The following is a 26,366-nucleotide window of genomic DNA, read 5'->3' as shown; positions in this document are numbered from 1 at the left end:
GGGAAGCACGGGAGGTCGTCGAGCTCCTGGAGGAACGGGACCGGTCCACCCCCGCTTGCGCGGGAAGCACCCCCCACGGGTTGTGTTCTGGGGGGGGCCATCGTGCGGTCCACCCCCGCTTGCGCGGGAAGCACGGGAGGTCGTCGAGCTCCTGGAGGAACGGGACCGGTCCACCCCCGCTTGCGCGGGAAGCACCCCCCACGGGTTGTGTTCTGGGGGGGCCATCGTGCGGTCCACCCCCGCTTGCGCGGGAAGCACGGGGTGATCAGCCACCCCTCGAAGCCGGACAACGGTCCACCCCCGCTTGCGCGGGAAGCACGGGGTGTAGGGCGCCGAGTCCTCGACCCTGGGCGGTCCACCCCCGCTTGCGCGGGAAGCACGATTTCCATCGCCTGACCACAGATCTTGCAGGTGGTCCACCCCCGCTTGCGCGGGAAGCACCAGACCGGGTTCGTCGCCGGGACGATCACCGCCGGTCCACCCCCGCTTGCGCGGGAAGCACTCTGGCACTCACGTGCTGACGACCATGTACGACGGTCCACCCCCGCTTGCGCGGGAAGCACGCGGCCTCGGGGCGCCCTTGGTAGACCAGGCTCGGTCCACCCCCGCTTGCGCGGGAAGCACGTCTGGCTCGAAAGGCTGAGCAGCCAGACCACCGGTCCACCCCCGCTTGCGCGGGAAGCACCACGCCCTGGTCGACGACCTCGACCTCACGGCCGGTCCACCCCCGCTTGCGCGGGAAGCACGGCTCGTTCAGGACCTGCGGCATGTCGGTCTCCGGTCCACCCCCGCTTGCGCGGGAAGCACCCGCCGACAAGGCGTGGACCGCGGCGGACCGGCGGTCCACCCCCGCTTGCGCGGGAAGCACGCGCGGGTGAACGGCTGCGGCATCACCGCGGCCGGTCCACCCCCGCTTGCGCGGGAAGCACCACAGCTGGTCGCTCCACCGGCAGCTCAACGCCGGTCCACCCCCGCTTGCGCGGGAAGCACGTGCGGCGCAGCAGCATCAGCCGCCGGTGCGCCGGTCCACCCCCGCTTGCGCGGGAAGCACGATGAGGTCGCCGCGGGTCATGCCGTCGGCCTCGGTCCACCCCCGCTTGCGCGGGAAGCACTTGACGATCGCCGGATCGTGGTCCGCGCTCCACGGTCCACCCCCGCTTGCGCGGGAAGCACGTGGGCCGCATCGGCTGGGAGACGGAGATCACCGGTCCACCCCCGCTTGCGCGGGAAGCACGTGATGGCCTTGCCGTTGTTCGCGTGCGGGATCGGTCCACCCCCGCTTGCGCGGGAAGCACTGTTGATCGAGGACGATCTCGACGCCGTCACCAGGTCCACCCCCGCTTGCGCGGGAAGCACGCGAACCGGCGGCAGATCGCGGGCTCGTGCTCCGGTCCACCCCCGCTTGCGCGGGAAGCACATGCTCGGGGTGGCGACCGAGGGCAAGAAGAGCGGTCCACCCCCGCTTGCGCGGGAAGCACACGGGCTGCGGGCCCTGTTCGCCGCGGCGGGCCGGTCCACCCCCGCTTGCGCGGGAAGCACTCCAGCATCCTGTCCAGTTGGGCCGGGTCCATCGGTCCACCCCCGCTTGCGCGGGAAGCACTCGCGGCCCTGTCGGCCGATGCGAGGGTTCGGCGGTCCACCCCCGCTTGCGCGGGAAGCACACTTCCTGACCTGCGCCTTAAGAGGCACTTTGCCGATTGTTGACCGTCAACTCTCCGCATCGGGGCTCATGATGTCAGACCCCTGTGGTGAAGTACCGGCCTGAAACCCACTTCAGACCGAGGGCAACAAACGGGGGCGGCCGTGATCGATGTGAGGATGCTCGGAAAGTCTCAAGGGCTGGCTCAGCCCTACCCGTTGATGGGGCATCTGCTCGATACGGCCATGGTCGCGGGGGCCGTGTGGGACGCGGTGCTCACGGGGGCGCAACGAGGTGCCGTCGCGGCGGCCGTGGGGCTGGAGATCGAGGCCGCCAAGAAGGTCGTGATGTTCTGGGCGGGGCTGCACGATCTGGGGAAGATCATCCCGGAGTTTCAGGGAATGCTGGTTCGGGAGCGGCCGGAGCACGGGGGGTTTCTCCGTGAGGCGGGCTATGCGGGTGATCGGGCTGGGGGGAAGCAAGCGGGTGGGCTGCGGCACGAGGTGGCGACGAACCTGGTGCTGCCGCAGTTGCTGGCAGGAGCCGGCTATCCGGCGTCCGGACAGGTGGCGCGGCTGCTGGTCTCGCAGGTCGCGCAGGTGCTGGGCGGTCATCACGGGCGTTATCCCCGAGGGGTCGAAGAACGGGACCTCGGGAATCCGCTGCTGAACTGCCCCGAACTCGGCAACACCGGCTGGGCCGAGCAACGACAGGAGCATATGGATGCCCTCCACCGGGCGCTGGGGTGCCCGGAGGTGCCGGAGGGCGCGACCGGTGCGTACGGGACCTCCGGGCGGGGCATGCCCGTCGCGCTGGCGGTCGTTGTCGCGGGGCTGGTGATCGTTTCGGACTGGCTGGCCAGCCAAGAGCACGTCATCACGGCCCAGCAGCGCTCGGCCGGGGCCGATACGGAGGTGTTCGGTACTCCGGCGTCCCTCAGCGCACACGCCCGGCGCGCCGGTGCGATGGCACCGGGCCTGGTGTCCGGAGCCGGGCTCGGGCGGGCCGTGTTTCACGACCGGCCCTTCGAGAAGCTCTTCCCGGAGATCAGGGAGCCGTATCCGCTCCAGGCGAGCCTTCAGGCCCGGCTCCCGGCCGTCGTCGAGGCGGGCAGCGGCCCCGGGGTGCTGCTGGTGACCGCGCCGCCCGGTGAGGGCAAGACCGAGGCGGCGCTGTACGCGGCGACGGTGATGGCCGCCAAGTACGGCAGCAGCGGTGTGTACTTCGCCCTGCCGACGCAGGCCACCGCCAACCAGATGTACGAACGTGTCGCCCGCTTCGCCCGGCGAAACCTTCTGGATTCCGCCCAGTTGACCCTCCTGCACGGCGCGGCCGAGCTGTACGAGGGATACGCGGAACCTGCCCAAGGCAACACCAACACCAACACGCAAACAACCAACACGCAAACAAACACGGAGTACGGCGTCGACGAGACCGAGCCGCATGTCCTGTCCGGCCACGAGGGCAGTACCCCGGGCGGGATCTCCGTCACTGCGAGCCAGTGGTTGCGCACCCGTGGCCGGGGACTCCTCGCGCCGATCGCCGTCGGCACCGTCGATCAGGCCCTGCTGGGTGTCCTCCCCCTGAAGCGGAACGCTCTCAGACACCTGGGGCTGTCCGGCAAGACCGTCGTCATCGACGAGGCGCATTCCTACGACGCCTACACCCACGCCCTGCTGCTGCGCTTGCTGACTTGGCTCGGTGCGATGCGTGTCCCGGTCGTGCTGCTCTCAGCCACCCTCACCGGGCAGACCGCCGCGGGATTGGTCGAGGCGTATCTGGAAGGTGCGGGACGGCGCGGGAAGGGTGCGTACGAGCTGCCCGCGCCCACCTATCCGGGCTGGCTGTACGCGGACGCGAAGACGGTCTCAGGGCCGGCCGAGCCGGTCGGCAGTGTGCGGTCCCGCAGCCTGGACATCGCGGTCCGGCCGGTCACACACACGTATGACCCGAGTGTCCGGGACGGTCGACTCGCCACCCTGATCGAGGAGTTGAGGGGCGTCACCGGGACGGGCGGCTGCGCGGCGGTCATCTGCACCACCGTCGCCGAGGCGCAGAAGACGTACGAGGCCCTGCGGGAGCACTTCGGCGAGTTGTACGGGCCGGACTGGACGGGCTGGGACGACCGCCACGCGGAGGCCGGAGAACCTTCCGGTGCCGGGAAGCACGTGGAGAACGGGGAACACGTGGAGTCCGGGAACTCCGGCGAGACCGGGGAACCCGGGAACGCCGGGGAGCACATCGGGACCGGGGACGGGAGAGAACCGCTGCGGCTGCGGCTGCTGCACGCCCGCTTCCCCGCGTGGCGGCGGGCCGCGATCACGGCGGAGGCCGAGAGCTGGTTCGGGCGGGTCGGCGCGGACGGGGTGCGGCGGCCGCGCGGAGGGGCGGTGCTCGTATCCACTCAGGTCATCGAGCAGTCACTGGACTTCGACTTCGATCTGATCGTCTCCGACCTCGCTCCGATGGCGCTGCTGCTGCAGCGGTCCGGCCGGGTGTGGCGCCACGCGGACCCCGCCCCACCGCGTCCCGACTGGTGCAAGGGGCCCCGGCTCACGGTCCTGGCCCCGGTGAACGGCGACGGGAGGCTGGCCCCGCCGACGGCGTGGGGTGATGTCTACTCGCCCTCGCTGCTCGACCGTACGTACGAGTTGCTGATCCGGCAGGGCGACGTACCGGTCGAGGTGCCTGCCGGAGTGCAGAAGCTGGTCGACGGGGTCTACGCGGACGAATTCGACTCGTCCGACCCGGAGTCGCTGATGAAGCGGGATCTGGAACGGCTGGGCGCGGACATGGCGGCGGAGGGTATCGCCTCCATGGTCATGCTGCCCAAGCCGGCCGTCGTGAGCGCACTGCACCAGCTGACCACCAGCACCGCGGACGAGGATCTGATCTCCACCCGGCTGGGCGCGGAGACCGTACAGCTGCTGCCGGTGTACGACCGCGCGGACGGCACCCGGTGGCTGGACGCGGAGTGTACCGTTCCGTTCCCGGCCCGCGGCACCCTGCCCGGTGGCCGCTTCGGCCGTGCCGAGGTACGGCGGCTGCTGAGCCATGTGGTGCCGTACGCACACGGCCCCTGGCGGAAGGCGTGCACCACGGCGAACGACGTCCCGGCAGCGTGGTCCGAGGAGCCCCGCCTCGCCCGGCTGGTGCTGCTGCCGCACAGCGTGCCGGAGAACGGGGACGGCGGCCCGACCGGGCAGCGGCTGGGCAACCGGGATCTGTCGGTCGGGCACACGCTCGGCCTCGTCGTCACCAAGAGCTGAACCGGCGCGCAGACCTTCGCTGAGAGGCCCGCCTCCGCCCGCCGACCCGTCCACGCTCCGGCCCGGCCCATGGCTGCGCGGAGTGCCGACCGGCAGTCGCCACGACAGCCAGTCGCCCGTATCCCCCCGCGTCCAGAAGCCCCAACCGCCCTCAATCCACCGCCCGGTTACTCATCGCACCAAATCTTGCGTTTGCCCGGCGTAACACCGGCCCTCTCTCTACTCTGGAGAACCGGGTCGCCCTCTGGCACCGGTACTTCTTCACGTCCTCCTCCAACACCTCAGAGGTGTGTCCCGCCATGCCCGCACTCGCCTCCCTGCCCGGCCATGACCGCTTCTGTCTGGTCACCCGACCGTGGATCCCCGTCCGGGCCCTGGACGGGGAGTCGTCCGTCGTCGGTCTGCGGGAGCTGTTCCGAGAGGCGCACCGGCTCGAAGGCGTCGCGGTGGCGCTGCCGCCCGCGGCTTCCGGGCTGCTGCGCATCCTGTGTGCGATGGCCGCGCGCATCACCGGCCTTGACCGGGTCCCGGCCCACGCCGACGGGGATCCCGACGCCGGTTGCGGGGACGCCGACGAGGACGCGGCCGTTGTCTGGTCCGAGCGTCGGTACGCGTTACTCGGGAACCCGGACCGGGGATTCGATCCCGAGGAGGCCGAGAAGTATCTGACGGCGTACGCGCATCGGCTGCGGCTGCACTGCCCCGATCGCCCCTTCCTCCAGGACCCGCGACTCGCGGACCAGTCTCCGTCCCGCTCCGGGGTCAACAAGCTCGTCATGGCGCGTCCCGCAGGCAACAACCAGGTGTTCTTCGGCCACTTCAACGACTCCGAGCAGGTCGCCCTGCCCTCCGCGGAGGCGGCCCTCCACCTCGTCACCCAGCTGTACTACGGCCCTTCCGGCCAGTGCACTCCCCGCGTCGTCGCAGGTCGGCGCTTCGGCAACACCAGGTCCGGGCCGCTGCGGCGGACCATGTCCTACCACCCGGTGGGGCGTTCGCTGTACGAGACGCTGCTGCTGGGGATTCCCGCACCCGCGGCCTGGCCGCAGGAGAGCGGAGGCCTGCCGGACCGCTGTCCCTGGGAACGTGACGAACTGCCCGACCCGCTGGGTCTGCCGCACGGTCCGGTGGGCCCGCTCTCGGCGCTCACCGAGCGGTACCAGCACGCCGTACTGCTGCGGCCCGGCCCGGACGGTGAGTCCGTGGTGGACGCCACGATCACCTGGGCCTTCCGGGAGAACCGCCCGGACTTCGCGGACCCGTATCTGATCTGGGACGAGACGAAGGACGGGAAGCCGTACCCGCGCAACGCGGAGGCGGAGCGTTCCCTGTGGCGTGATCTGGACGCGCTGATCCTCAAGCAGCGCGGCGGGGCGAAACGGCGTCCCGCCGTGCTGGACGGGCTCTCCGGCGGAGAGATCCCGGACGCCGTCCTGCGGTCCCTGCGGGTCTTCGCCTACGGCTTCGACCAGGACGGGCAGACGCGCGACCGCGTCTACTTCAGCGGCTCCACTCCCCCGCTCTTCGCGCTCCTTGAGGAGTCCGACGACGCGGACGACAACGAACTCGCGCTCGGAGTGCGGCACGCCAAGCAATCGGCCGAACAGGCGGCCTGGCGACTGGAGACGGCGCTGCGCCACGCCTGGCGCGAGTACTCGACCCCGTTCGGCGGTGACAAGCCCGGCGGCAAGGAGCACCGGGGCGGGGCCGGGCCGTGGGCCGGGTCCGCTGTCACGGCGTACTGGCCCGCGGCCGAGGGGCTGTTCTGGGACGCGTTCCACGCACAGGACTTCACCGACGCGATGCCGGCCTTCGCCCGGCTGGCCCTCGACGTCTATGACGAGGTGACGCGTTCCGTGGCGAGTTCGCCGCGCGGTGCGAAGGCCCGGGAAGGAGCCCGGGGGCTGGTCGCCGCCCTGCTCCGAGCCCCCGCCGGGCGTCACTGACCGGACCCGCGCGCCGTCGGCGAACCGCCGCCGGCGCCGCCGACCGCCCCGGCCCCGCACCGGTCGGGGCCATGGAGACGAGGAGACAGGAAGCGGAATGAGTACGGCAACGACCGGCCCGGCTTCACTCGGCGACGGACCGCCGGGGAGCCGTCAGCCCTCCCTGGAAGCCCATGACAGGTTCGTGGCGGCCGTCTCGGCGGAGTGCCGTGTCCCCGGCTCCCAGCAGGCGCTGCGCCGCGCGCTCGGAAAGCCGGTGGACGAGATCCCGGCACGTACGCACGCGGTGCTGCTGCGCAACGGGCTCGTGCCCGACACCGCGAAGGGCGATGCGCGGCGTGCGCACTACGCGATGGCGGCGCTGATCGCGGCCCGCCCGGGTGCGCGACGGGAGTCCGGCCCGGACGCCGAACCGCCTCGGTCGCCGGAGCCGGGCGGCGAGGCCGCGGACACCCGTACGACCGCGGACTCCGGCAGGACGGTCGGCACCGGTACGAGGGCCGGCAGCGGTACGACGGCCGGCCCCGGTACCGCAGACGGCACCGGTACCACGGCCGGCACCGGATCAGCCGGCACGGCGTCCGAGAGCTTCCGGCCCGGTGGTACGAACCTCGGGGAGAGCCTGGCGCTCGCCGCCGTCCTCCGGCATCCGGACCTCCTCGCCCACAACGAACCGGGCGCGGACCCGCACCGAGTCGCCGGGCTTGAATCACGACTGCATCTGATGGTCCGCCAGGACGTGGACGGGCTCCACCGGATGCTCCCCGGAGTACTGCGGCAACTCGGTTCCGCCGGCGTCCCGGTCGACCACGGGTGCCTGCTGAAGGACCTGATCGCGTGGACCTGGTACCGCGATTCCGTGGCGACGCGCTGGCTGACCGAGTACTACCGCACGGTCAACCGCGAGCGCGCCGCCGCGCAGCAGAAGAAGCGGAAGCCGGATTCGCCCGCCCGGGAGTGACGCCCGCGGCCCTGGACCTCGTACGTCCCGTTCGGCGCCCGTGCCCACGCCCGTCCACCGTCGTCCCGTCCCACCCGGTACGACAGACCGTATCGATGCGTTCTCCGTATCCATGGCGGCAGTCCTTCAGACACCGTGCACCACACACCGCTACGGGCACCCTGTGCGACCGGCCCGTACGCCCCTACGGCACGTCTCGCCCGTATCGGCGGCACCCGTGCACCCCGACCCCCGTCAACCGATCAGCCACCGTCTCATCAGCACCCGTAATGGAGAAGGCCCTCACCCATGACCCCGCCTGCCGTGCCCCGCTTCCTCGATCTGCACATCCTCCAGACCTTGCCCTACAGCAACGTGAATCGAGACGACCTCGGTTCGCCGAAGAGCATGATCTTCGGCGGTACCAGCCGCACGCGTGTCTCCAGTCAGGCATGGAAGCGTCCCGTCCGTCTGGCCGTCGAGGAGGCGATCGGCGAGGAAGCGGTCCGCACTCGGCGGCTCCCGGCGCAGGTCACCCACGAGCTGACGGAGAAGCGCGGCTGGCCGCGGGAGCTCGCCGAACTCGCGGGGGCGCAGGTGATCCGGTCGGCCGAGTCGAAACTGTCACTGGAGAAGGGCGACAAGGCCACCACCTCGCTGCTCTTCCTCCCGGACAGCGCCGTCGCGGTGCTGGCCGACCTCGCCGAGGAGCACCGCCCCGCGCTGGAGAAGGCGCTGGGCAGCAAGACGGCCGCCGCGAAGGCCCTGCTCCCGAAGGACGCCGTCCACAACGTGCTGCGGTCCCGCAACGGGTCGATCGCGCTCTTCGGCCGGATGCTGGCGGAGATCCCCGGAGCCGGTGTGGACGGCTCGGTGCAGGTGGCGCACGCGTTCACCACGCACAGCACCTCCGTACAGGCGGACTTCTTCACCGCCGTCGACGACGCCGGCGAATGGGCCACGGACGCGGGCAGCGCGCATATGAACACGGGCGAGTTCAGCAGCGGGGTGTTCTACCGTTACGCGACCCTCGATCTGGTCTCCCTCCTGGAGAACACCCAGGAGTCCGCCACCGCGCGCCGGCTCGCCCATGCCTTCGTGACCGCGTTCATCCACTCCCTGCCGGGCGCGAAGAAGACCTCCACCGCACCGCACACTCCGCCTGATCTGGTGCATCTCGCCGTCCGCTCGGACCGTCCGCTGTCTCTGGCCGCGGCGTTCGAGAAGCCGGTGCGCGCCCAGGAGGCGGGATGGGGAACGGTGTCCCGTACCGCGCTCACCGACTACGCCGAGCGGGTCGGCACGCTTCTCGGCACGACCGGTGTCCTCTACAGCGGGCACGCGTGCGTCGACGACGAGAAGCGGGACGGGCTCGGCCACCGGGTCGACTCCTACGCCGAACTGGCCGATCAGGCCGTCGCGGCCGCGTGTCCGGAGGGCGGCGCACCGGCATGACCAGGTCCCTGAGCCCGGAGGAGCAGGCCGCCACGGCCTGTTCCCTCCCCGACGGCGGCCCGTCCCCGTCCGCGGTCGCCCCGTCCGCGGTCGCCCCGTCCGCGGTCGCCCTGCCCGCGCCCGGCCGGGACGGCCAGGGCGTTGCCGCCCGGCCCGCGCACGGCCCCGGCGACCCGGACGCCGTCGCCCGTCCCGCGCCGAGCCCGCCGCCCGCCGTCCTCACACACGAGCGGAGTCCGGGCTTCCTTCTCCAGCTCGGCGGCCCGCTCCAGTCCTGGGGCGAACACAGCGCCTTCGCCGACCGCGACACCGTGGCCCACCCCACCCGGTCGGGCCTGATCGGCATGATCGCGTCCGCCCTCGGCATCCCGCGCGCCGAGGCGACCACGGCCGAGGGCTCCCGGTTCGCGCACCTGCCCCGGCTGCGGTTCACCGTACGGGTCGACCGGCCCGGAACCCGTCTCGTCGACTTCCACACGGTGGGCGGCGGGCTTCCGCAGCACCGGACCGTCCCCACGGCCAAGGGAGCCCGGCGCGCCGCCGACGCCGCGACGATCGTGTCGCGCCGGCACTACCTCAGCGACGCCGTGTTCACCGTCGCGGTGACCGCGTCCGGCAGCGGCTCGCCCGCTCTTCTCGCGGAGTGCGCCGAGGCGCTGTCGACTCCGCGCTGGCCACTGCACCAGGGCCGCCGTTCCTGCCCGCCGGGTTCGCTGTTCCTGCTCCGGGCCGCCAGCCCGGACCCGGTCGCCGAGCTTCTGGAACTGCCACTCGCCCGTACAGCGCCTCATCTGAAGGACAAGGACTCCACCGTGACCGTGCAGTTCACGGCCGACACGCCGTTCGCCGGGGCAGCGGAGACCACGGCACCGCCCGGCGAGGGTCCGCCCGGGACACAGGACAGCGCGTCCGGTGACCGTACGGCCGTGACCATGCTCAACGACGAGCCCGTACGGCTCACTTCTCAGGACCGTGCCCACCGCACCCGGCCCGCCTTTGCCACCAGCCGCCGACTGCCCGCCGCGCTCTGCGGCGGCTACGGGTCCGACTATCTCGAAGCGCTGGACCGCTATCTCCCCGAGCGCCCTGGAGGGGCCGCCCCATGACCACGCAAGCGTCCGGCACGACCACCACGTCCCTCGCCAACGCCTGGCTCACCCAGCTGGTACTCAACCCGGCTCACCGGCAGACGCACCACGACCTCGGCGACGCCGCCGCCCTCCACCGCCGGGTCATGCGACTCGTCCCCGACGGCCTCGGTGACGCACCGCGCGCCCGTGCCGGTGTCCTCTTCCGGATCGAACCGGACTCCTCCGCCACGGCCGACGGCCCGAGTGCGCCGATGGTACTGGTGCAGACGCAGGTGCACCCGGACACCGGCCGGCTCCCCGTCGGTTACGTCACCCGGGCGCGGACCCGCGACATGGGCGCGATGCTCGGGGCACTGCGCCCGGGGCTGCCGGTGCGCTACCGCATCCTCGGCAATGCCGTACGGCGCTGCGGGCCCAACAGCACCGCGGGAAAGTGGAAGCAGGTCATCCCGCTGCACGGCGCCGAAGCCGACCAGTGGTGGGCCGACCGCGCGGGCACCTCCGGGCTGGACCTCCTCACCACCCGTTCCGAGAAGGCCGCCGCCGTCAGCACCCGGCACGACCGCGCCGCCCGCATCAACCGGGCGGCCGTCCTCTTCGAGGGAACGGCCACCGTCCGGGACCCCGAGGCGCTGCGGAGCGCACTCCTCCTGGGCATCGGGCGCAGCAAGTCGTACGGGTGCGGGCTGCTGAGCCTCGCCCCCGGCGGCGCGGGAGTGTGAGCGCGATGCCATCCGGAGCCTCCGCCCCCGGTCCCGGCCGGGAGCTGTCCCCGTCCACCGCCAGACGGCGGATCGCGGCGCCGACCCTGGCCATGCTGCCGCGTATCGGCGACTCGCTGTCCTTCCTGTACGCGGATGTCGTACGCATCGTCCAGGACGACACCGGCGTCTGCGCGGAGACGACCTCGGCGGACGGTGAGGTCTCCCGCGTCTATCTGCCGACGTCCCTCGTGTCCTGTCTCCTGCTCGGCCCCGGCACATCCATCACGCAGCCCGCGCTCGCCACGTTCGCCCGGCACGGCACGACGGTGGTGTGCACGGGCTCGGGCGGGGTGCGCTGCTACTCCGCGACCACCCCGGACTCCCTGACGACACGCTGGCTCGAACGCCAGGTCCACCAGTGGGCCGACCCCGACCGGCGCCTCGCCGTGGCCCGGCAGATGTATCTCATGCGCTTCACCACCAAGGTGCCGGCGGGCACGGCGCTGAATCAGCTCCGCGGTCTGGAGGGCCAGCGGATGAAGGCCCTGTACAAACTGCTCGCCCAGCAGCACCGCGTCGGCCGCTTCCGCCGCTCGTACGACCCGGCCGCCTGGGACGAACAGGATCCCGTCAACCTGGCTCTGTCCTCCGCCAACACCTGTCTGTACGGAATCGTGCACTCGGCCCTGGTCGCGCTGGGCTGCTCTCCCGCGCTGGGATTCGTCCACCAGGGGAAGCAGCACTCCTTCGTGTACGACATCGCGGACCTCTACAAAGCCGAACTCACCGTGCCGCTGGCCTTCTCCCTCCACGACTCCCCGCACCCCGAACGCGAGGCCCGGAGGTCCTTCCGCAAGGATCTGGGCCTCTTCAAGCTGCTGCCACGCATCGTCAACGACGTGCGGGCGCTGCTCGCCCCGGAGGAATCCGAACCGCTGCCGGACGGGCAGGAGATCGAGCTGGTCAACCTGTGGGACCCCGAGGTCGGTTCCGTACCCGCGGGAACGAACTACGGCGGCGGGCAGTGACCCGATGACCGGAACCCATCAGTCCCACCAGGGGAGCTCCCCGTGCCCTCACTGACCGTGCTGTCCGCCACCGCCGTCCCCGACCATGTCCGGGGCGCCCTCACCCGCTGGATGATCGAACCCGCCCCCGGTCTGTACGTCGGAACGCTCTCGACCCGCGTACGCGACGAACTGTGGTCCATCATCCGCGCCTCCATCGGCCCCGGCGCCGCGACCCTCATCCATCCCGCGGCCAACGAACAGGGCTTCACCCTCCACACGGCCGGCGACCGCCGACGGATCCCGGTGGACTTCGACGGACTGACCCTGATCGACTTCCGAGCCCCCGCCCCCCAGGACCCCCACCCGTCGACCGGGTAGCCGCCCACGCGGAACGTCCGGGCGGCGTGCTTCCCGCGCGGGCGGGGGGATCTGTAGCCGAGTGGGCTGTAGGACCCCCGCCTTAGCGCGGGATGGTCAGATACGTTGCCATCTCCGGCCCACCGAACGGGATCGTACGGCTCTTGGGGCCTTCGCCTTCGAACCGAGTTCCGTCCAGATAGAGCGCGGCCGCCGCCCGAGCCAACTCGTCGGCGGTCTCCTCAAATCCGTGCTCACAGCCTCGTCGGGACTCCGTCGGCCAGGGTCTCCGGTTCGTACTCCCAGCGCCATTCGGTCACCCCTCGACCGCCTTGTACGCATCGCTGACGATGTCGGAGACAGCGCGCACATGCGGTCGGCTCTCCTCTGGTGTCTCGGCCGAGTTCGCCAGGTACTGATACCGCTGGTACCGCTGCACCAAGTCAGGAATCCGTGCAATCTCGATTTCAGCGGCCCATTTCATGACAAAAAGCCTCAGGGGTGCGAGGTCGTCGAGCTTCAACGCTTGCGCGATCGCGGCCCGCTCATCGGTCTCCATCTCGGGGAGTCGCATGGGGGCCAAGACCCCCAGCGCCGCACGCAGGGCGTGCACGGTCCGGTCGGGACGAGGAATCAGCTCCTGCCCATCGCCGTGGTGGTCATAGGTCTGTGCCGTCATCTGCAGCTCCGTCCCCTCGGTCCACCCCCGCTCGCGCGGGAAGCACAGCTGGTCAAGGCCGACCGCTCCCAGCCGGAGCGGTCCACCCCCGCTCGCGCGGGAAGCACGACCGGTGACACGGTCGCGGGGGTGAACTGTGCGGTCCACCCCCGCTCGCGCGGGAAGCACCACGGGCCTATGAGCCCGTATGCCTCTGAGATCGGTCCACCCCCGCTCGCGCGGGAAGCACGGACTGGTCCTCGGTCCGAAGGTACTGAAGCTCGGTCCACCCCCGCTCGCGCGGGGAGCACGTCTTCTCTTCCGAGCCGTCCTCGGCCGGGGCCGGTCCACCCCCGCTCGCGCGGGGAGCACTCCACCGGGGCCTGTGGGGGATCCCGGAGAACGGGTCCACCCCCGCTCGCGCGGGGAGCACGGCGTGCGGGGGGTTCCGCGTGCCGCGCGTGGCGGTCCACCCCCGCTCGCGCGGGGAGCACGGGCCCATCGCCAGCACCTGCCGCAGCAGCCCCGGTCCACCCCCGCTCGCGCGGGGAGCACCACTCTCGGGCGGGTCATCGCGCTCCAACTCACGGTCCACCCCCGCTCGCGCGAGGAGCACCAGGCGCAGCTCAACACCCAGGCGGACATCGACGGTCCACCCCCGCTCGCGCGAGGAGCACCAGGCGCAGCTCAACACCCAGGCGGACATCGACGGTCCACCCCCGCTCGCGCGGGGAGCACAGGGCGTACGGGGCGCTCCCGTAGTGCGTGTGCGGTCCACCCCCGCTCGCGCGGGGAGCACACTCCGGGGTCGGTGGTGTTGGCGATGAGGTCTGGTCCACCCCCGCTCGCGCGGGGAGCACAGCTTGGGGTGGCTGTGGGCGCTGTCGTCGATCGGTCCACCCCCGCTCGCGCGGGGAGCACTCCGGGATCTGGTTCGCATCCTTGTCGTAGCTCGGTCCACCCCGTCCACCCCCGCTCGCGCGGGGAGCACCCCGACGGCTACCGCCCGGCCGCCGACCACATCGGTCCACCCCCGCTCGCGCGGGGAGCACCCGCCTGTGTAGCTCAGCGGAAGAGCGCCGGTCGGTCCACCCCCGCTCGCGCGGGGAGCACCCGAGTTGGGCAACCTCGTTACGCCCGAAAGTCGGTCCACCCCCGCTCGCGCGGGGAGCACTCATGGCCCCGTGCTCGTCGGCACCCCCGAAGCGGTCCACCCCCGCTCGCGCGGGGAGCACAAGAACATTTGGATCCGGAAGATGGAGCGCGACGGTCCACCCCCGCTCGCGCGGGGAGCACATGCTCAGCCACTCGTCGAGCACGTCGAGCGCCGGTCCACCCCCGCTCGCGCGGGGAGCACTTCGTCACCGCTGGCCGCGGCGCTGGCGACGGCGGTCCACCCCCGCTCGCGCGGGGAGCACTACGGTCGGCGACAGCGGACCGCACGATGCCCGGTCCACCCCCGCTCGCGCGGGGAGCACCCGGCGGTCGCATCGCGGACCTTGGCGCACCACGGTCCACCCCCGCTCGCGCGGGGAGCACGAGGGACCGCTCCGAGGCGAGCCGCATGTCACCGGTCCACCCCCGCTCGCGCGGGGAGCACACTGCCTCGGCGCCCGGGGTCGACGCCACCGCCGGTCCACCCCCGCTCGCGCGGGGAGCACGCCTTGGGCGGGTCGGCAGGGGGCGCGGGGTCCGGTCCACCCCCGCTCGCGCGGGGAGCACCCCGTAGTGAGAGCGACCTGCTCCTGAGTCAGCGGTCCACCCCCGCTCGCGCGGGGAGCACGACGAGCCATCAGAAAGCCGGATGGCGACGTACGGTCCACCCCCGCTCGCGCGGGGAGCACGCCTGAGACCGGCCGCGCGGCCGGGAGCCGGCCGGTCCACCCCCGCTCGCGCGGGGAGCACTTCGGGGTGTTGATGATCTGGGCGGCGAGGGCCGGTCCACCCCCGCTCGCGCGGGGAGCACCTGCGATCCCAGGCCGGGTCCAGGAAGACGGACGGTCCACCCCCGCTCGCGCGGGGAGCACAGGCTCGTACAGCGGATTTGCCGCTTTCAGCGCGGTCCACCCCCGCTCGCGCGGGGAGCACCCTTTTTGGCGTAACTGCGCGCGTCATTTGCGCGGTCCACCCCCGCTCGCGCGGGGAGCACACGGGTAGCCAAAGCGACCATCGAGACCATCGCGGTCCACCCCCGCTCGCGCGGGGAGCACCACCTCGCAGCACCCGCCACCGGGGAGCGGTCGGTCCACCCCCGCTCGCGCGGGGAGCACAACGTGGGCGTGGGCGCAGCGGCGCTGATCCTCGGTCCACCCCCGCTCGCGCGGGGAGCACCATGTTCTCCTGAGCTGCTGCATCGAGGAGTGCGGTCCACCCCCGCTCGCGCGGGGAGCACGGCTTGCGGTGGTCACGGTAGATGTCCCGGGCCGGTCCACCCCCGCTCGCGCGGGGAGCACCCGCTGATCGTGACGGCCACCGACTGGCTGCCCGGTCCACCCCCGCTCGCGCGGGGAGCACGTCGTAGACCCCTGCCAGGCCGTCCATGTGGCCGGTCCACCCCCGCTCGCGCGGGGAGCACGTAATAACAGGGGCTTGACCTGCACGAACAGGCGGTCCACCCCCGCTCGCGCGGGGAGCACACGTTGGCCGCGCGGACGGCACCCCGGGAGATCGGTCCACCCCCGCTCGCGCGGGGAGCACGATCAGGGTGTCGGTCACCGGGTGTCCTCCGGCGGTCCACCCCCGCTCGCGCGGGGAGCACGGGATCAATCCATGTACCAGCTCGAATTGCGGCGGTCCACCCCCGCTCGCGCGGGGAGCACTGACCTGCGAAAACATCAAGATGCCGTGCCTACGGTCCACCCCCGCTCGCGCGGGGAGCACTTCGGTGAGAAAGGGGCCTGAATTACCCTCAAAGGTCCACCCCCGCTCGCGCGGGGAGCACACCGACGGCACCACCGTCCCCCTCCGCTACTCCGGTCCACCCCCGCTCGCGCGGGGAGCACTCAACCGCATCGCCCACCTGCCCACCGTCGACCGGTCCACCCCCGCTCGCGCGGGGAGCACTCAACCGCATCGCCCACCTGCCCACCGTCGACCGGTCCACCCCCGCTCGCGCGGGGAGCACGAGGGCTCGCGCTGCCGACGTTCGCTGGCGAACGGTCCACCCCCGCTCGCGCGGGGAGCACCGCCAAAGGTCCCGCCACAGGGTCCGTTCCAGCGGTCCACCCCCGCTCGCGCGGGGAGCACCCCTGCGGATCGGTGCCGGCCAGACGCCAGCGCGGTCCACCCCCGCTCGCGCGGGGAGCACGAGGTCATCGAAGGTGTCCTGAACAGGAACAACGGTCCACCCCCGCTCGCGCGGGGAGCACCTGCCACCCGGACTCGCCCGCAGCGTCCGTGACGGTCCACCCCCGCTCGCGCGGGGAGCACGCGCGGCGTGAGAACACCGAGAGGCTGCGGACCGGTCCACCCCCGCTCGCGCGGGGAGCACCTCTACCAGGCCATCATCCCGGTACTCCTGGCCGGTCCACCCCCGCTCGCGCGGGGAGCACCAGCACGACCTGGCCCGCCCGGTCCGACTGGGCGGTCCACCCCCGCTCGCGCGGGGAGCACCTCAGGGCCGGGGGCTTGGGGGTGCTACTGGTCGGTCCACCCCCGCTCGCGCGGGGAGCACGTGATGCGCAGCAGGGTGAGCTCGGGCTCTGCCGGTCCACCCCCGCTCGCGCGGGGAGCACCGCGGGTCGGCCAGCTTCCCTGCGGCTGCGGCCGGTCCACCCCCGCTCGCGCGGGGAGCACCCCGCACTGCCGCCGCACCCACAGCAGCAAGGCGGTCCACCCCCGCTCGCGCGGGGAGCACGCGACCAGGAGCTTGGCGGACCAGAACTCCGGCGGTCCACCCCCGCTCGCGCGGGGAGCACCGCTCACGGAGGTTGCGGTTGTGAGTGTTCTGCGGTCCACCCCCGCTCGCGCGGGGAGCACGCGTTGGCGATGCCGGTGAGGGCGTCGCTGGTCGGTCCACCCCCGCTCGCGCGGGGAGCACTATTGCATGGCTATCGCAATACGTTTTACAGGTGGTCCACCCCCGCTCGCGCGGGGAGCACGCGAGGCAGATGTAGACGGACTTCTCCCGGGGCGGTCCACCCCCGCTCGCGCGGGGAGCACAGCTTGTTCACGTCGGCCAGCGCCCATCCGGACGGTCCACCCCCGCTCGCGCGGGGAGCACTCTTCCTGACCTGCGACTTCAGAGGCACTTTGCCGTTTCTTGACCCAGGCGGCGTCTCATCGCGACTCATGATGTCAGACACCCGGCGCCGGGCCCGGATTCTCGGGTGGGTAGGGGTGGGGTAATCAGGATGTTTGACTGGTATGTCAAGGTTGGGGGGTGCTCGACGACATAGACCGCAGGATCGTGCGGACCCTGACCCGCGACGGCCGGACGCCGTATACCGTGCTCGCTCGTGAGCTGGGGGTTTCCGAGGCGACCGTGCGGCAGCGGGTGGGGCGGTTGCAGGAGAGCGGGGTGCTGCGGATCGTGGCGCTGTGCGATCCGCTGGCGCTGGGGCATCAGTCCGTGCGGCTGATGATCCGGGTGCGGGATCTGACCCCGCGAGCGGTGGCCAAGACGCTCTCCGGGATGCCGATGATCAACCATGTGGCACTCTGCGCGGGGAGTCAGGACATCTTCCTGGAGGGGACCTGCCGGGATCAGGCGCAGCTGGTGCAGTTGCTGGACGACATCCGGATGCTGCCGGGGGTGTCGCGGGTGCAGGTGCTTCTGCTGCTGGAGCTGTTCAAGGACTACTCGTGGAGCGGTCTGGCCAGCGCGGTGGGGCAGGGCGTCGCCCAGGAGTAGCCCGACTCACCCGACCCGACCCACCCTGACGACTTGCGCCGGATTACGTCGGAATGATCCGTTCCCCCGGCCGGACCGGCACCTCGCGGAAGCCCGCCCACAGGTACGAGTCCTTGATGACCTCCAGGACGGTCAGCGCCTCCGCGTGGGCGACGCCGTTGACGCGGCGGACGCGTTCGGTGAGGAGTTCGGCGAGGTGTTCCAGGTCACGGCAGCGTACGTCCACGATCAGGTCGTAGGGGCCGACGCACGAGGCCACGTACCGCACCTCCGGCATACGGGACAGCTCGCGGGCGACCAGGGCCACGGGGATGTGGTGGACCCGCACCGCGAGGTGGACCTCCATCTCGCCCATGCGGACCGCGTCGGTCATGCCGACGACCTGGAGGACGCCCTTGCGCTGGAGCCGCTGGTAGCGGGCGCGTACGGATGCCTCGGAGAGGCCCACGGTACGGCCGATCTCGGCGAAGGAGCGGCGTCCGTCCACCCGTAGCTGGTCGATGATCTGCCGGTCCAGGTCGTCGATCACCGGGGGCCTCCGAACGGTAGGTGCTGTTGGCACTCATCATCTCGTGGCTGTCAAGATTCGCTGTTGCAGTGATGGACCTCTGCGAGATGCGTGGAAATACGAAGCTGTTTCCACGGTATTCGTTCCATGTTTATCTTTTCGGCCAGTGGCTTGTTCCCACACGCTGTTCTCCACCGAAACCCCCGCCCCCGGACAAGGAGATCAGCGTATGCAGACCACCCCTCCACCCGATCGGTCGTCCCGGCGGACGTCGCGGTGACGGTCACCGCCACCACCGAGAGGACGCCGGCGTCCGCGCGGCCCGGTCAGGGGCCCGCCCAGGAGTCGCGTGTCCGGCGTGCCGCCGTGACGACGGCGCTGCTCGCGCCCGCCGGGATCACGGTGATCGGCCTGGTGCTCGTACCGCTGCTGCTGGTGGTACGGAACAGCTTCGCCTCGGCCGACGCGTACGGCGGCATCCAGGGCGGCTACACGCTGGCGAACTACCAGGACCTGCTGGACCCGATCTACCTCAAGGTCTTCGGTTACAGCCTCGGCATGGCGGCCCTGAACACCCTCGTCTGCCTGGTCCTCGGCTATGTGGTCTCCTACTACCTCGCCGGGCGGCCACCGCAGCGCCAGATGCTGCTGCTCCTGCTGATCATCGTGCCGTTCTGGACGGACTTCCTGGTCCGGACGTTCGCGTGGATCAACCTGCTGAGCCCCGGCGGGCCGGTCAACAGCCTGACCGACGCCATCGGGCTCACCGACGGGAACACCCAGTGGATCCCGAGCCAGGGAGCGTCGTTCATCGGCCTGGTCTACGCGTTCCTGCCGACCGCGATCTTCCCGATCTACGCCTCACTGCGCGGCGTGGACAACTCCCTCGGCGAGGCCGCCCGGGACCTGGGCTGCGGCTGGTGGCGGGTGCACACCCGGGTGCTGCTGCCCATCTCCCGGCCCGGCATGCTCGCGGCCGCGCTGCTCACCTTCATCCCGACCCTCGGCGTGTTCGTCATCCCCGTGCTGCTCGGCGGCGGACGCGACCAGCTGGTCGGCAATCTCATCGTGACCCTCTACACCGAGTTCCGTAACCAGCCGATGGGAGCGGCGGCCTCCGTGGTCCTGCTGCTGCTGATGGTGGCCTCGATGGCGGTGTTCGGACTGGCCGCCCGGCGGCTGAGGAGGAAGTCCGCATGAAGAACGCCCTCGACACCCTGACCGCCTGGCTGGCCCGTGGCGTCATCGCCTTCCTGTACATCCCGATCGTCGTCGTGGTCGTGCTGTCGTTCAACGACTCCGAGGTCACCTACAAGTGGGCCGGCTTCAGCACCCGCTGGTACGGAACGCTGGCCGACAACACCGAGTTGCTCTCCGCGCTGGGGGTCAGCGCGCAGGTCGCCCTGATCTCGGCGACCCTCGCCACCGCCTGCGGACTGCTGGCCGCGATGGGCATGTCCCGGCTGCGGTCGAAGTGGAAGGCGGTGTTCTCCGGCGGTCTGTTCCTGCCGCTGATCATTCCGGAGATCGTGCTGGGCGTGGCCCTGCTGTCGGTCTTCGGCGCGATGCACGCGGATCTGGGGCTGACCACGCTGGTCCTCGGGCATCTGGTGGTGACCCTGCCGTACGCGGCGCTGATCGTCCTCGGCGCGTACAACGCACTGGACTCCTCGCTGGAGGAGGCCGCCACCGACCTCGGGTGCAACGCCTGGCAGGCGTTCCGGCGGGTGACCCTGCCGCTGCTGCGGCAGCCCCTGCTGGCGGCCTGGCTGCTCTGCTTCACCATCTCCTTCGGCAACATCGTGATGTCGACGTTCACCAACGGCATCGGCAGCACCACGCTCCCGCTGCGCGTGTACTCGATGCTCAAGGGCGGTCTGACGCCCGAGATCAACGCGCTGGGCACGCTGCTCGTGCTGTTCACCCTGCTGATCATCCTCGGTGTGGGGCTGCGGCAGATGCGCCGTGTCCTGCTCGGCGGCGAACGCTCCTGACCCCTTCGCCGCCCCTCCTCGAACACCCTCCGATCACCTCCGCGTTTCCACGGATTCCCTCAGCTCTCCTCCGTACGAAAGGCATCGCCCTCATGCGCGCAAGAAGCGTCTCCCGTACCGTCCTCGCCGTCTCCATCGCCACCGTCACCGCCCTGGTCGCCACCGGATGCGGCGGCTCGGACTCCGCGAGCGGAGGCGGCGGCAAGGAGCTGAACATCTACGCCTGGGCCGGGGAGATCCCGGACAGCGTGGTGAAGAAGTTCGAGAAGGAGACCGGCATCAAGGTCACCCTCGACACCTTCGACAGCAACGAGACGATGACCTCCAAGCTCAGCTCGGGGTCGGCGGGGTACGACCTGGTCGAGCCGAGCCAGTACAGCGTCCAGCAGCTCATCGGCCAGGAGCTGATCCAGCCGCTGGACCACTCCCGGATCAAGGGCCTGGACAACCTCGCGGCGAAGTTCCGCAACCCGTCGTACGACAAGGGCAACAAGTACAGCGTTCCGTGGATCTGGGGCACCACCGGGTTCGCGTACAACGACAAGTGCATTCCGTCCGCGACCAGCTGGAAGACGCTCTTCGACGAGAAGTACAAGGGCAAGGTCTACATGCTGGACAACATGCTGGCGGCCTACATCGCGGGCCTCCAGGTCACCGGCTCCCGCGCCACCAGCACCGACGAGGGCGAGATCAAGGCCGCCACCGAGGCGCTCCAGAAGCAGAAGAAGATGCTGGCGGGCTACAACTCCACCAACTACCCGCAGCTCCTGTCGACCGGGCAGGCGTGCGCGGCGGAGGCGTGGAGCGGTACGGCGATGGCGAAGGTCGTCGCGGCCAACCCGAACGTCCACTACGTCATCCCCGAGGAGGGCGGCTCCATCTGGACGGACGGGCTCTCCATCCCGAAGGGCGCGAAGAACACGGACTCGGCGTACGAGTTCATCAACTTCCTGCTGCGTCCCGAGGTCGCCGCGATGGCGACGGACGACGGCGGCAGCGCCAGCACGAACGCCAAGGCCCGTGAGTTCATCAAGGACAAGAAGGCGCTGGAGAACCCGGCGGTGTACGCCTCCGACGACGCCATCAAGAACGCGGACTTCCTGCTCGACCCGGGCACCGCGATGAAGTACTTCCAGCAGGGCTGGACCAAGGTGAAGGCGTCCTGATGACCGCGACCATCGAAGCGCCGCCCGCCACCGGGACCCCGGCGGTGCGGCTGACCGGAGTCGGCAAGGCGTTCGGCCGTACGCACGCCGTGCAGGGCGTCACGCTGGACATCCGGCGGAACGAGTTCTTCTCGATCCTCGGCCCGTCCGGCTGCGGCAAGACGACCCTGATGCGGATGATCACCGGCTTCGAGGTGCCGACGGAGGGCACCGTGGAGCTGGGCGGCGTCCCGGCGACGGGGGTGCCGCCGCACAAGCGGGACCTGAACATGCTCTTCCAGAGCTACGCCCTCTTCCCGCATCTCAATGTGCGCGACAACGTGGCCTTTGAACTGAAGGTGCGCAAGTCCCGTCCCAGGGCGGAGATCGAGAGCGCCGTGCGTGACGCGCTCGCGCTCGTACGGCTGGAGGGGTACGGGGACCGGTCCATCGCCCAGCTCTCCGGCGGGCAGCGCCAGCGCGTCGCCATCGCGCGGGCGCTGATCGGCGGCCCCTCGCTGCTGCTGCTCGACGAGCCGCTGGGCGCGCTCGACCAGAAGCTGCGGGCCGAGATGCAGCTGGAGCTGAAGAAGATCCAGCGCGAGGTCGGGGTCACGTTCGTGACGGTCACGCACGACCAGGAGGAGGCGCTGACCATGTCCGACCGCATCGCGATCATGGACGGCGGCCGGGTGCTCCAGGTCGACAGCCCGGAGGCGATCTACGAGCGTCCGGCGACCCGGTTCGTGGCCGACTTCATCGGCACCTCCAACTTCCTCACCGGGCCGCTCGACGGCGACCGGATCGGGGTGGAGGGGCTGGGGAGCGTGGCGGTGCCCGGCGGTCACGGTCTGGCCGACGGATCCGTGGTGCATCTGGCGGTACGCCCGGAGAACGTCCGGCTGGCGCGTACGGCGGAGGAACTGGCGGACCGCCCGGTCGTCCTCGGCGGCACGCTCCAGCAGATCGTGTACCTGGGCAACGCCACCCGCTATCACCTCACCCTCGCCGACGGGTCCGACTTTGTCGCCGAGTCCCGTGGCGCCGACCGCAGCGGCCTCACCGTGGGCGACCCGGTGCACGCCGGCTGGGATCCCGAGCGTTCACGGGTCCTGGCCGAATGACCCCGCTCCGGCCACGCCCCGATACGCCGCCGGACCCGGCGGCACAGGCACCGGTCGCGGCGCCGTACGCGGCACACCCGGCCGGGACCACCGGACCGGGCCCGCACACCACCACCGCGGGGCAGGCGCCCGCGGTCGCGCCAGCGCGGGGGTCCCGGGGGCGGCGCCCCCGGCAGGGACCCCCCGCCCGGCGGCACCGCGCGCCCGGCCGCCCGAGCCGTGCAGGCCGCACCCGAACCCCGTACACCTCGTCCCACTCCAGCAAGGAGACCCGGCCGTGAAGGTCGCCTCAGCCCAATTCGCCCCGACCGCCGACGCCGCGGCCAATCTCGTGGTCATCGAGGAGATGACCCGGGAGGCAGCCGAGGCGGGCGCCGAACTCATCGTCTTCCCCGAGGAGTCGATGATCCCGTCCGACGTCACCGACACCCCCCTCCGCGAACTCGCCGAGTCCCACTGGCCGCCGTTCCTGGAGGGCCTCACCCGGATCGCCTCCTCCCACGGCGTCGCGATCATCGCGGCGGGCTACGAGGACAGCGGCACGGCCCTGCCGTACAACACCATCGCCGCCGTCGACGCGGGCGGCGAGGTCCTCGGCCTGTACCGCAAGATGCATCTGTACGACGCCTTCAACTACAAGGAGTCGCGCCGCGTCCAGCGCGGTGACACCGGACCGGTCGTGGTCCGGATCGGCGACTTCAACGTCGGCCTGGTCAACTGCTACGACGTCCGCTTCCCGGAGTTCACCCGGTCCCTCATCGAGATGGGCGCCGATCTGCTGTCGGTGTCGGCCGCCTGGGTCAAGGGCCCGCTCAAGGAGGACCACTGGACGACGCTGCTGCGGACCCGGGCGATCGAGAACACCTGCTGGGTGGTGGCCTCGTCGCTCACCACACCCGACTGCATCGGGATGAGCATGGCCGTCGATCCGCTGGGCGTCGTACGCGCGGCGCTCGGCGAGGAGGAGCGGGCGATGCTCGTCGTCGACGCCGACAAGGACCGGATCGACCGGGCCCGCACGATCCTGCCCGTGCTCCGCAACCGCCGCATCATCATCGGACCGAGGTAACCCGCACCATGCCGCTCGACATTCGTGAACTGCCCGCCCCGCTGGACGCGGAACTCGCCGAGAAGCTGCGGACGGTGGACTTCCCGACCCTCGGCCACTACCTGGAGGAGGGTTTCTGCGATCCGCTGCTCCAGCGGATGGCGGGGACGGCCAAGCTGGTCGGCCGTGCCGTGACGGTCCGTATCACCGCCACGGACTCCACCATGCTCCACCACGCCGCGGGCATCGTCGGCCCCGGCGACGTGGTCGTCGTCGACTGCGGCGGCGACCGCCGCCACGCGCCGCTCGGCGAGGTCGTCGTCAACGCGCTGGCCTCGCGCGGCGCCGCGGGCGCGGTGGTGGACGGTCTGTGCACCGACATCGACGCGCTCAGGGAGGTGGGGCTGCCGGTGTTCGCCTACGGGCGTACGCCGCTGACCACCAAGCTGCACGGGATCGCGGACGGCTCCCTGTGCGCCCCGGTCTCCTGCGGCGGTGTGCCCGTGAGCGCGGGCGACCTGGTGCTCGGCGACGCCAACGGGCTGATCATCGCCCCGGCGGAGCGGCTCGCGGCCGTCATCGACGAGGCGCTCGCCGATGACGCGGAGGAGCCCGCGCTGGTGGCGGAGCTGTGGGACGGCAAGCCCCTGGGCTCGCTGACCGGAGCCACCGAATCGCTCCACCGGCTCCGCTGAACACGGCACCGCTCGGTGCCGAACCCCTGTAACACCCCGAAAGGACCATCGTGTTTCTGAAAGCCGCCGTCAACGGCGGGCGCTCCCAGGCCGAGCACCCCACCGTCCCGGTCACCGCCGAGGAGATCGCCGCCGACACCCTCGCGGTGATCTCCGCCGGTGCGGACGTCGTCCACTTCCATGTCCGCACCCCGGACGGCGGGCAGACCATCCGCCCCGACGCCCTCGCCGAGGTGCTGTCGGCGATCCGCGCCGTCGCGCCGGACGCGGTCGTCGGTACGACCACGGGCCTGTGGACCTGCTCCGGCCCCGAGGAGCGCTACGCCCTGGTCAAGTCCTGGGAGGTGCTCCCGGACTTCGCCTCCGTCGCCTTCAGCGAGGAGGGCGCGGCCGAGACCGCGTCGCTGGTCGTGGAGCGCGGGATGGTGCTGGAGAGCGCGGTGTGGACGATGGACGACGTCCCGGCGCTGCTGGCCTCGCCGACCCTGCACGAGAACGTCCGTATCCTCATCGAGCCGGTCGAGGAGGACCCCGAGGAGGCCGTGGCGGCGGCGCGTGCCATGGCCGCCCGCATCCGGGAGGCGGGCGTGACCAGCCCGATCCTGTACCACGGTGACGGTCCGACGGTCTGGCCGCTGGTGCGTGCCGCGGTCGAGGACGGCCATGAGACCCGGATCGGGTTCGAGGACGGTACGGATCTCCCGGACGGTTCGGACGCCTCCGACAACGCCGCCCTGGTGCGCGCGGCCCGCGCGCTGGCCGGCGGCTGAGTCGGAAGGACGCCCCGCGCGTGAGGGTGCTCAGTTCACCGGGCAGGAGCGCTCGATGAGCGCCACCGTCGCGCGCGGGTCCGCGACCTGGACGACCAGACGGGTGTAGCGCTCGTCGGTCAGCTCGATGACGACGGCCTTGGCCGGGTCGCGGACGTCCCAGAAGACCTTTCCGCCGTCGGTGCGATAGGTGCCGGCGACGATGAGGCCGGGGAAGTGGGTGCCGGGCGACCGCAGCCCCTTCGGCTCCCTGACGATCCCCGGGTCGATGGTCGCGCCGCGGACATGGGCGAGCGGGATGGCGAGCCGGCTCTTGAGGGCCCAGAGTTTGCCGAGTCCCTCGATCTCGACGATCAGGTTGTCGCCGTCGATGCTGACCTGCGCCATGGCGGGTCCTCCTTCGGTGCCTTCGCGGTGTTGGATGGTGCCGCGTTCGTTCCCGGCGGATCCGGCGGCCGGGCTGCCGTACTCCTGTGCTTCTGTGCTTCCGTGGGCTGTGCTTCCGGCGCCGCGCGGTGCGTTCGGAGCCGACTCGCGGTGGTTCGCGCGTACCGTCGGGGTGGCTTCGGGGTGGTTCGCGCGTACCGTCGGGCGGGTGGCTCAGGGCCGGTCGAGGCGGTGGGCCAGGGCCGCGCCCGCCGTGTCCAGTGCCGTGGCGCCCGTACCGGAGCGGGCCCGCAGCCGGAGTCCGAGGATCGCCGCGGTGAGCGCCGTGGCCAGCGCGTCCCCCTGGGCGGGACTGTCCGCCCGGGCGGGGGCGGCGGTGGCCCGGTCCAGTGCGGCGAAGCCCTCGGTCACCAGGGAGGCGACCTCGGCGTCCGCGGGCGCGCGTTCGGCCGCGGCCAGCAGCAGGAGGTCGAGGCCCGCGCCGCCGTCCGGTGCGGTGAGGCTCTCCCGCAGCGCGTCGAGGGGGCCGTCGCCGGCGGCGACCCGCTCGGCCAGCGGGGCGATGTCGTGCTCCAGGGACCAGCGCAGTGCCGCGAGATAGAGCCCCCGTTTGCTGCCGAACGTCTTGTACAGGCTGTTGCGGTGCACCCCGAGGTGGGCGACCAGATCGTCGATGGATGTGCCGTCGTAGGTCCGGGAGGCGAACAACTCCGCCGCCGCCCGGATCACTTCCGCTTCGTCAAAGCTGCGTGGGCGGGCCATGACCTCAGCCTA

The 26,366-nt window shown here is 71.5% G+C and carries 20 protein-coding genes and 2 CRISPR repeat arrays; of the genes, 16 read left to right on the top strand and 4 right to left on the bottom strand.

What is annotated here, in order from left to right:
- Positions 1-41: 41 nt before the first annotated feature.
- A CRISPR array of direct repeats spans positions 42-1,661; the repeat unit is 29 nt; unit sequence CGGTCCACCCCCGCTTGCGCGGGAAGCAC.
- A 157-nt stretch (positions 1,662-1,818) separates the two neighbouring features.
- The 8 genes from ACFYT4_RS09875 (at position 1,819) to cas2e (ending at position 12,432) form a co-directional block, all read left to right on the top strand.
- Positions 1,819-4,908, top strand: a complete 3,090-nt coding sequence (locus ACFYT4_RS09875; RefSeq protein ID WP_389267023.1) for a CRISPR-associated endonuclease Cas3'' — start codon at positions 1,819-1,821, stop codon at positions 4,906-4,908.
- A gap of 299 nt (positions 4,909-5,207) precedes the next feature.
- A complete protein-coding gene (gene casA, locus ACFYT4_RS09870; RefSeq protein ID WP_389267022.1) occupies positions 5,208-6,854 on the top strand; it encodes a type I-E CRISPR-associated protein Cse1/CasA in 1,647 nt (548 codons plus the stop codon).
- A gap of 97 nt (positions 6,855-6,951) precedes the next feature.
- The gene (gene casB / locus ACFYT4_RS09865; RefSeq protein ID WP_389267021.1) at positions 6,952-7,815 is read left to right on the top strand and encodes a type I-E CRISPR-associated protein Cse2/CasB; all 864 of its coding nucleotides are present in this window, start codon (positions 6,952-6,954) and stop codon (positions 7,813-7,815) included.
- Positions 7,816-8,103: 288 nt separating this feature from the next.
- Positions 8,104-9,249 (top strand): type I-E CRISPR-associated protein Cas7/Cse4/CasC, encoded by a 1,146-nt coding sequence (gene cas7e, locus ACFYT4_RS09860; RefSeq protein WP_389267020.1) that lies wholly within the window; start codon positions 8,104-8,106, stop codon positions 9,247-9,249.
- Positions 9,246-10,355 (top strand): type I-E CRISPR-associated protein Cas5/CasD, encoded by a 1,110-nt coding sequence (gene cas5e / locus ACFYT4_RS09855; RefSeq protein WP_389267019.1) that lies wholly within the window; start codon positions 9,246-9,248, stop codon positions 10,353-10,355. Before cas7e ends, cas5e begins: the two co-directional genes overlap by 4 nt.
- Positions 10,352-11,062: a type I-E CRISPR-associated protein Cas6/Cse3/CasE gene (locus tag ACFYT4_RS09850; protein WP_389267018.1), complete on the top strand. Its 711-nt coding sequence runs from the start codon at positions 10,352-10,354 to the stop codon at positions 11,060-11,062. Before cas5e ends, ACFYT4_RS09850 begins: the two co-directional genes overlap by 4 nt.
- Positions 11,063-11,067: 5 nt before the next feature.
- Complete coding sequence (cas1e, locus tag ACFYT4_RS09845) at positions 11,068-12,072, top strand: type I-E CRISPR-associated endonuclease Cas1e (RefSeq protein WP_389267017.1); 1,005 nt, start codon at positions 11,068-11,070, stop codon at positions 12,070-12,072.
- Positions 12,073-12,114: 42 nt separating this feature from the next.
- On the top strand, positions 12,115-12,432 hold the full coding sequence (gene cas2e, locus ACFYT4_RS09840) for a type I-E CRISPR-associated endoribonuclease Cas2e (RefSeq protein ID WP_389267016.1): 318 nt from the start codon (positions 12,115-12,117) through the stop codon (positions 12,430-12,432).
- 295 nt (positions 12,433-12,727) lie between these two features.
- Here the strand turns inward: cas2e and ACFYT4_RS09835 are convergent, their stop codons facing one another.
- Positions 12,728-13,090: a hypothetical protein gene (locus ACFYT4_RS09835; protein WP_389267015.1), complete on the bottom strand. Its 363-nt coding sequence runs from the start codon at positions 13,088-13,090 to the stop codon at positions 12,728-12,730.
- A gap of 17 nt (positions 13,091-13,107) precedes the next feature.
- Positions 13,108-17,291: a CRISPR direct-repeat array (repeat unit 28 nt; unit sequence GGTCCACCCCCGCTCGCGCGGGGAGCAC).
- 159 nt (positions 17,292-17,450) lie between these two features.
- Here ACFYT4_RS09835 and ACFYT4_RS09830 point away from each other — a divergent pair.
- Positions 17,451-17,921, top strand: a complete 471-nt coding sequence (locus ACFYT4_RS09830) for an Lrp/AsnC family transcriptional regulator (protein ID WP_389267014.1) — start codon at positions 17,451-17,453, stop codon at positions 17,919-17,921.
- A gap of 43 nt (positions 17,922-17,964) precedes the next feature.
- On the opposite strand, the gene ACFYT4_RS09825 is transcribed toward ACFYT4_RS09830, so the two are convergent.
- Entirely contained in the window at positions 17,965-18,450 is a 486-nt protein-coding gene (locus ACFYT4_RS09825) for an Lrp/AsnC family transcriptional regulator (RefSeq protein WP_389267013.1), read from the bottom strand.
- Between the two features lie 255 nt (positions 18,451-18,705).
- Here ACFYT4_RS09825 and ACFYT4_RS09820 point away from each other — a divergent pair, with 255 nt between their 5' ends.
- The 7 genes from ACFYT4_RS09820 (at position 18,706) to ACFYT4_RS09790 (ending at position 25,205) form a co-directional block, all read left to right on the top strand.
- Positions 18,706-19,629 (top strand): ABC transporter permease, encoded by a 924-nt coding sequence (locus ACFYT4_RS09820; RefSeq protein WP_389267012.1) that lies wholly within the window; start codon positions 18,706-18,708, stop codon positions 19,627-19,629.
- The gene (locus ACFYT4_RS09815; RefSeq protein WP_389267011.1) at positions 19,626-20,423 is read left to right on the top strand and encodes an ABC transporter permease; all 798 of its coding nucleotides are present in this window, start codon (positions 19,626-19,628) and stop codon (positions 20,421-20,423) included. Before ACFYT4_RS09820 ends, ACFYT4_RS09815 begins: the two co-directional genes overlap by 4 nt.
- Positions 20,424-20,515: 92 nt before the next feature.
- Positions 20,516-21,589, top strand: coding sequence for a PotD/PotF family extracellular solute-binding protein (locus ACFYT4_RS09810; protein ID WP_389267010.1), 1,074 nt, complete (start codon positions 20,516-20,518; stop codon positions 21,587-21,589).
- Complete coding sequence (locus ACFYT4_RS09805) at positions 21,589-22,692, top strand: ABC transporter ATP-binding protein (protein ID WP_389267009.1); 1,104 nt, start codon at positions 21,589-21,591, stop codon at positions 22,690-22,692. The genes ACFYT4_RS09810 and ACFYT4_RS09805 overlap by 1 nt, the downstream gene beginning before the upstream one ends.
- 277 nt (positions 22,693-22,969) lie before the next feature.
- Positions 22,970-23,761 carry a carbon-nitrogen hydrolase family protein gene (locus ACFYT4_RS09800; protein ID WP_389267008.1) on the top strand — a complete coding sequence of 264 codons (792 nt, stop codon included), beginning with the start codon at positions 22,970-22,972 and terminating at the stop codon, positions 23,759-23,761.
- A gap of 8 nt (positions 23,762-23,769) precedes the next feature.
- Complete coding sequence (locus ACFYT4_RS09795) at positions 23,770-24,435, top strand: RraA family protein (RefSeq protein ID WP_389267007.1); 666 nt, start codon at positions 23,770-23,772, stop codon at positions 24,433-24,435.
- Between the two features lie 50 nt (positions 24,436-24,485).
- Positions 24,486-25,205: a 3-keto-5-aminohexanoate cleavage protein gene (locus ACFYT4_RS09790; protein WP_389267006.1), complete on the top strand. Its 720-nt coding sequence runs from the start codon at positions 24,486-24,488 to the stop codon at positions 25,203-25,205.
- Positions 25,206-25,235: 30 nt separating this feature from the next.
- Here ACFYT4_RS09790 and ACFYT4_RS09785 read toward each other — a convergent pair whose 3' ends face one another.
- Together ACFYT4_RS09785 and ACFYT4_RS09780 are read right to left on the bottom strand one after the other, a co-directional pair.
- Positions 25,236-25,592 (bottom strand): hypothetical protein, encoded by a 357-nt coding sequence (locus ACFYT4_RS09785; protein ID WP_389267005.1) that lies wholly within the window; start codon positions 25,590-25,592, stop codon positions 25,236-25,238.
- A gap of 213 nt (positions 25,593-25,805) precedes the next feature.
- The gene (locus tag ACFYT4_RS09780) at positions 25,806-26,354 is read right to left on the bottom strand and encodes a TetR/AcrR family transcriptional regulator (protein WP_389267004.1); all 549 of its coding nucleotides are present in this window, start codon (positions 26,352-26,354) and stop codon (positions 25,806-25,808) included.
- Positions 26,355-26,366 lie beyond the last annotated feature (12 nt).

Source organism: Streptomyces sp. NPDC004609 (assembly GCF_042873655.1).
GTDB lineage: Bacteria > Actinomycetota > Actinomycetes > Streptomycetales > Streptomycetaceae > Streptomyces.
The sequence above is the reverse complement of the archived record's forward strand: the minus strand, read 5'-3'. Positions and strand labels throughout refer to the sequence as shown.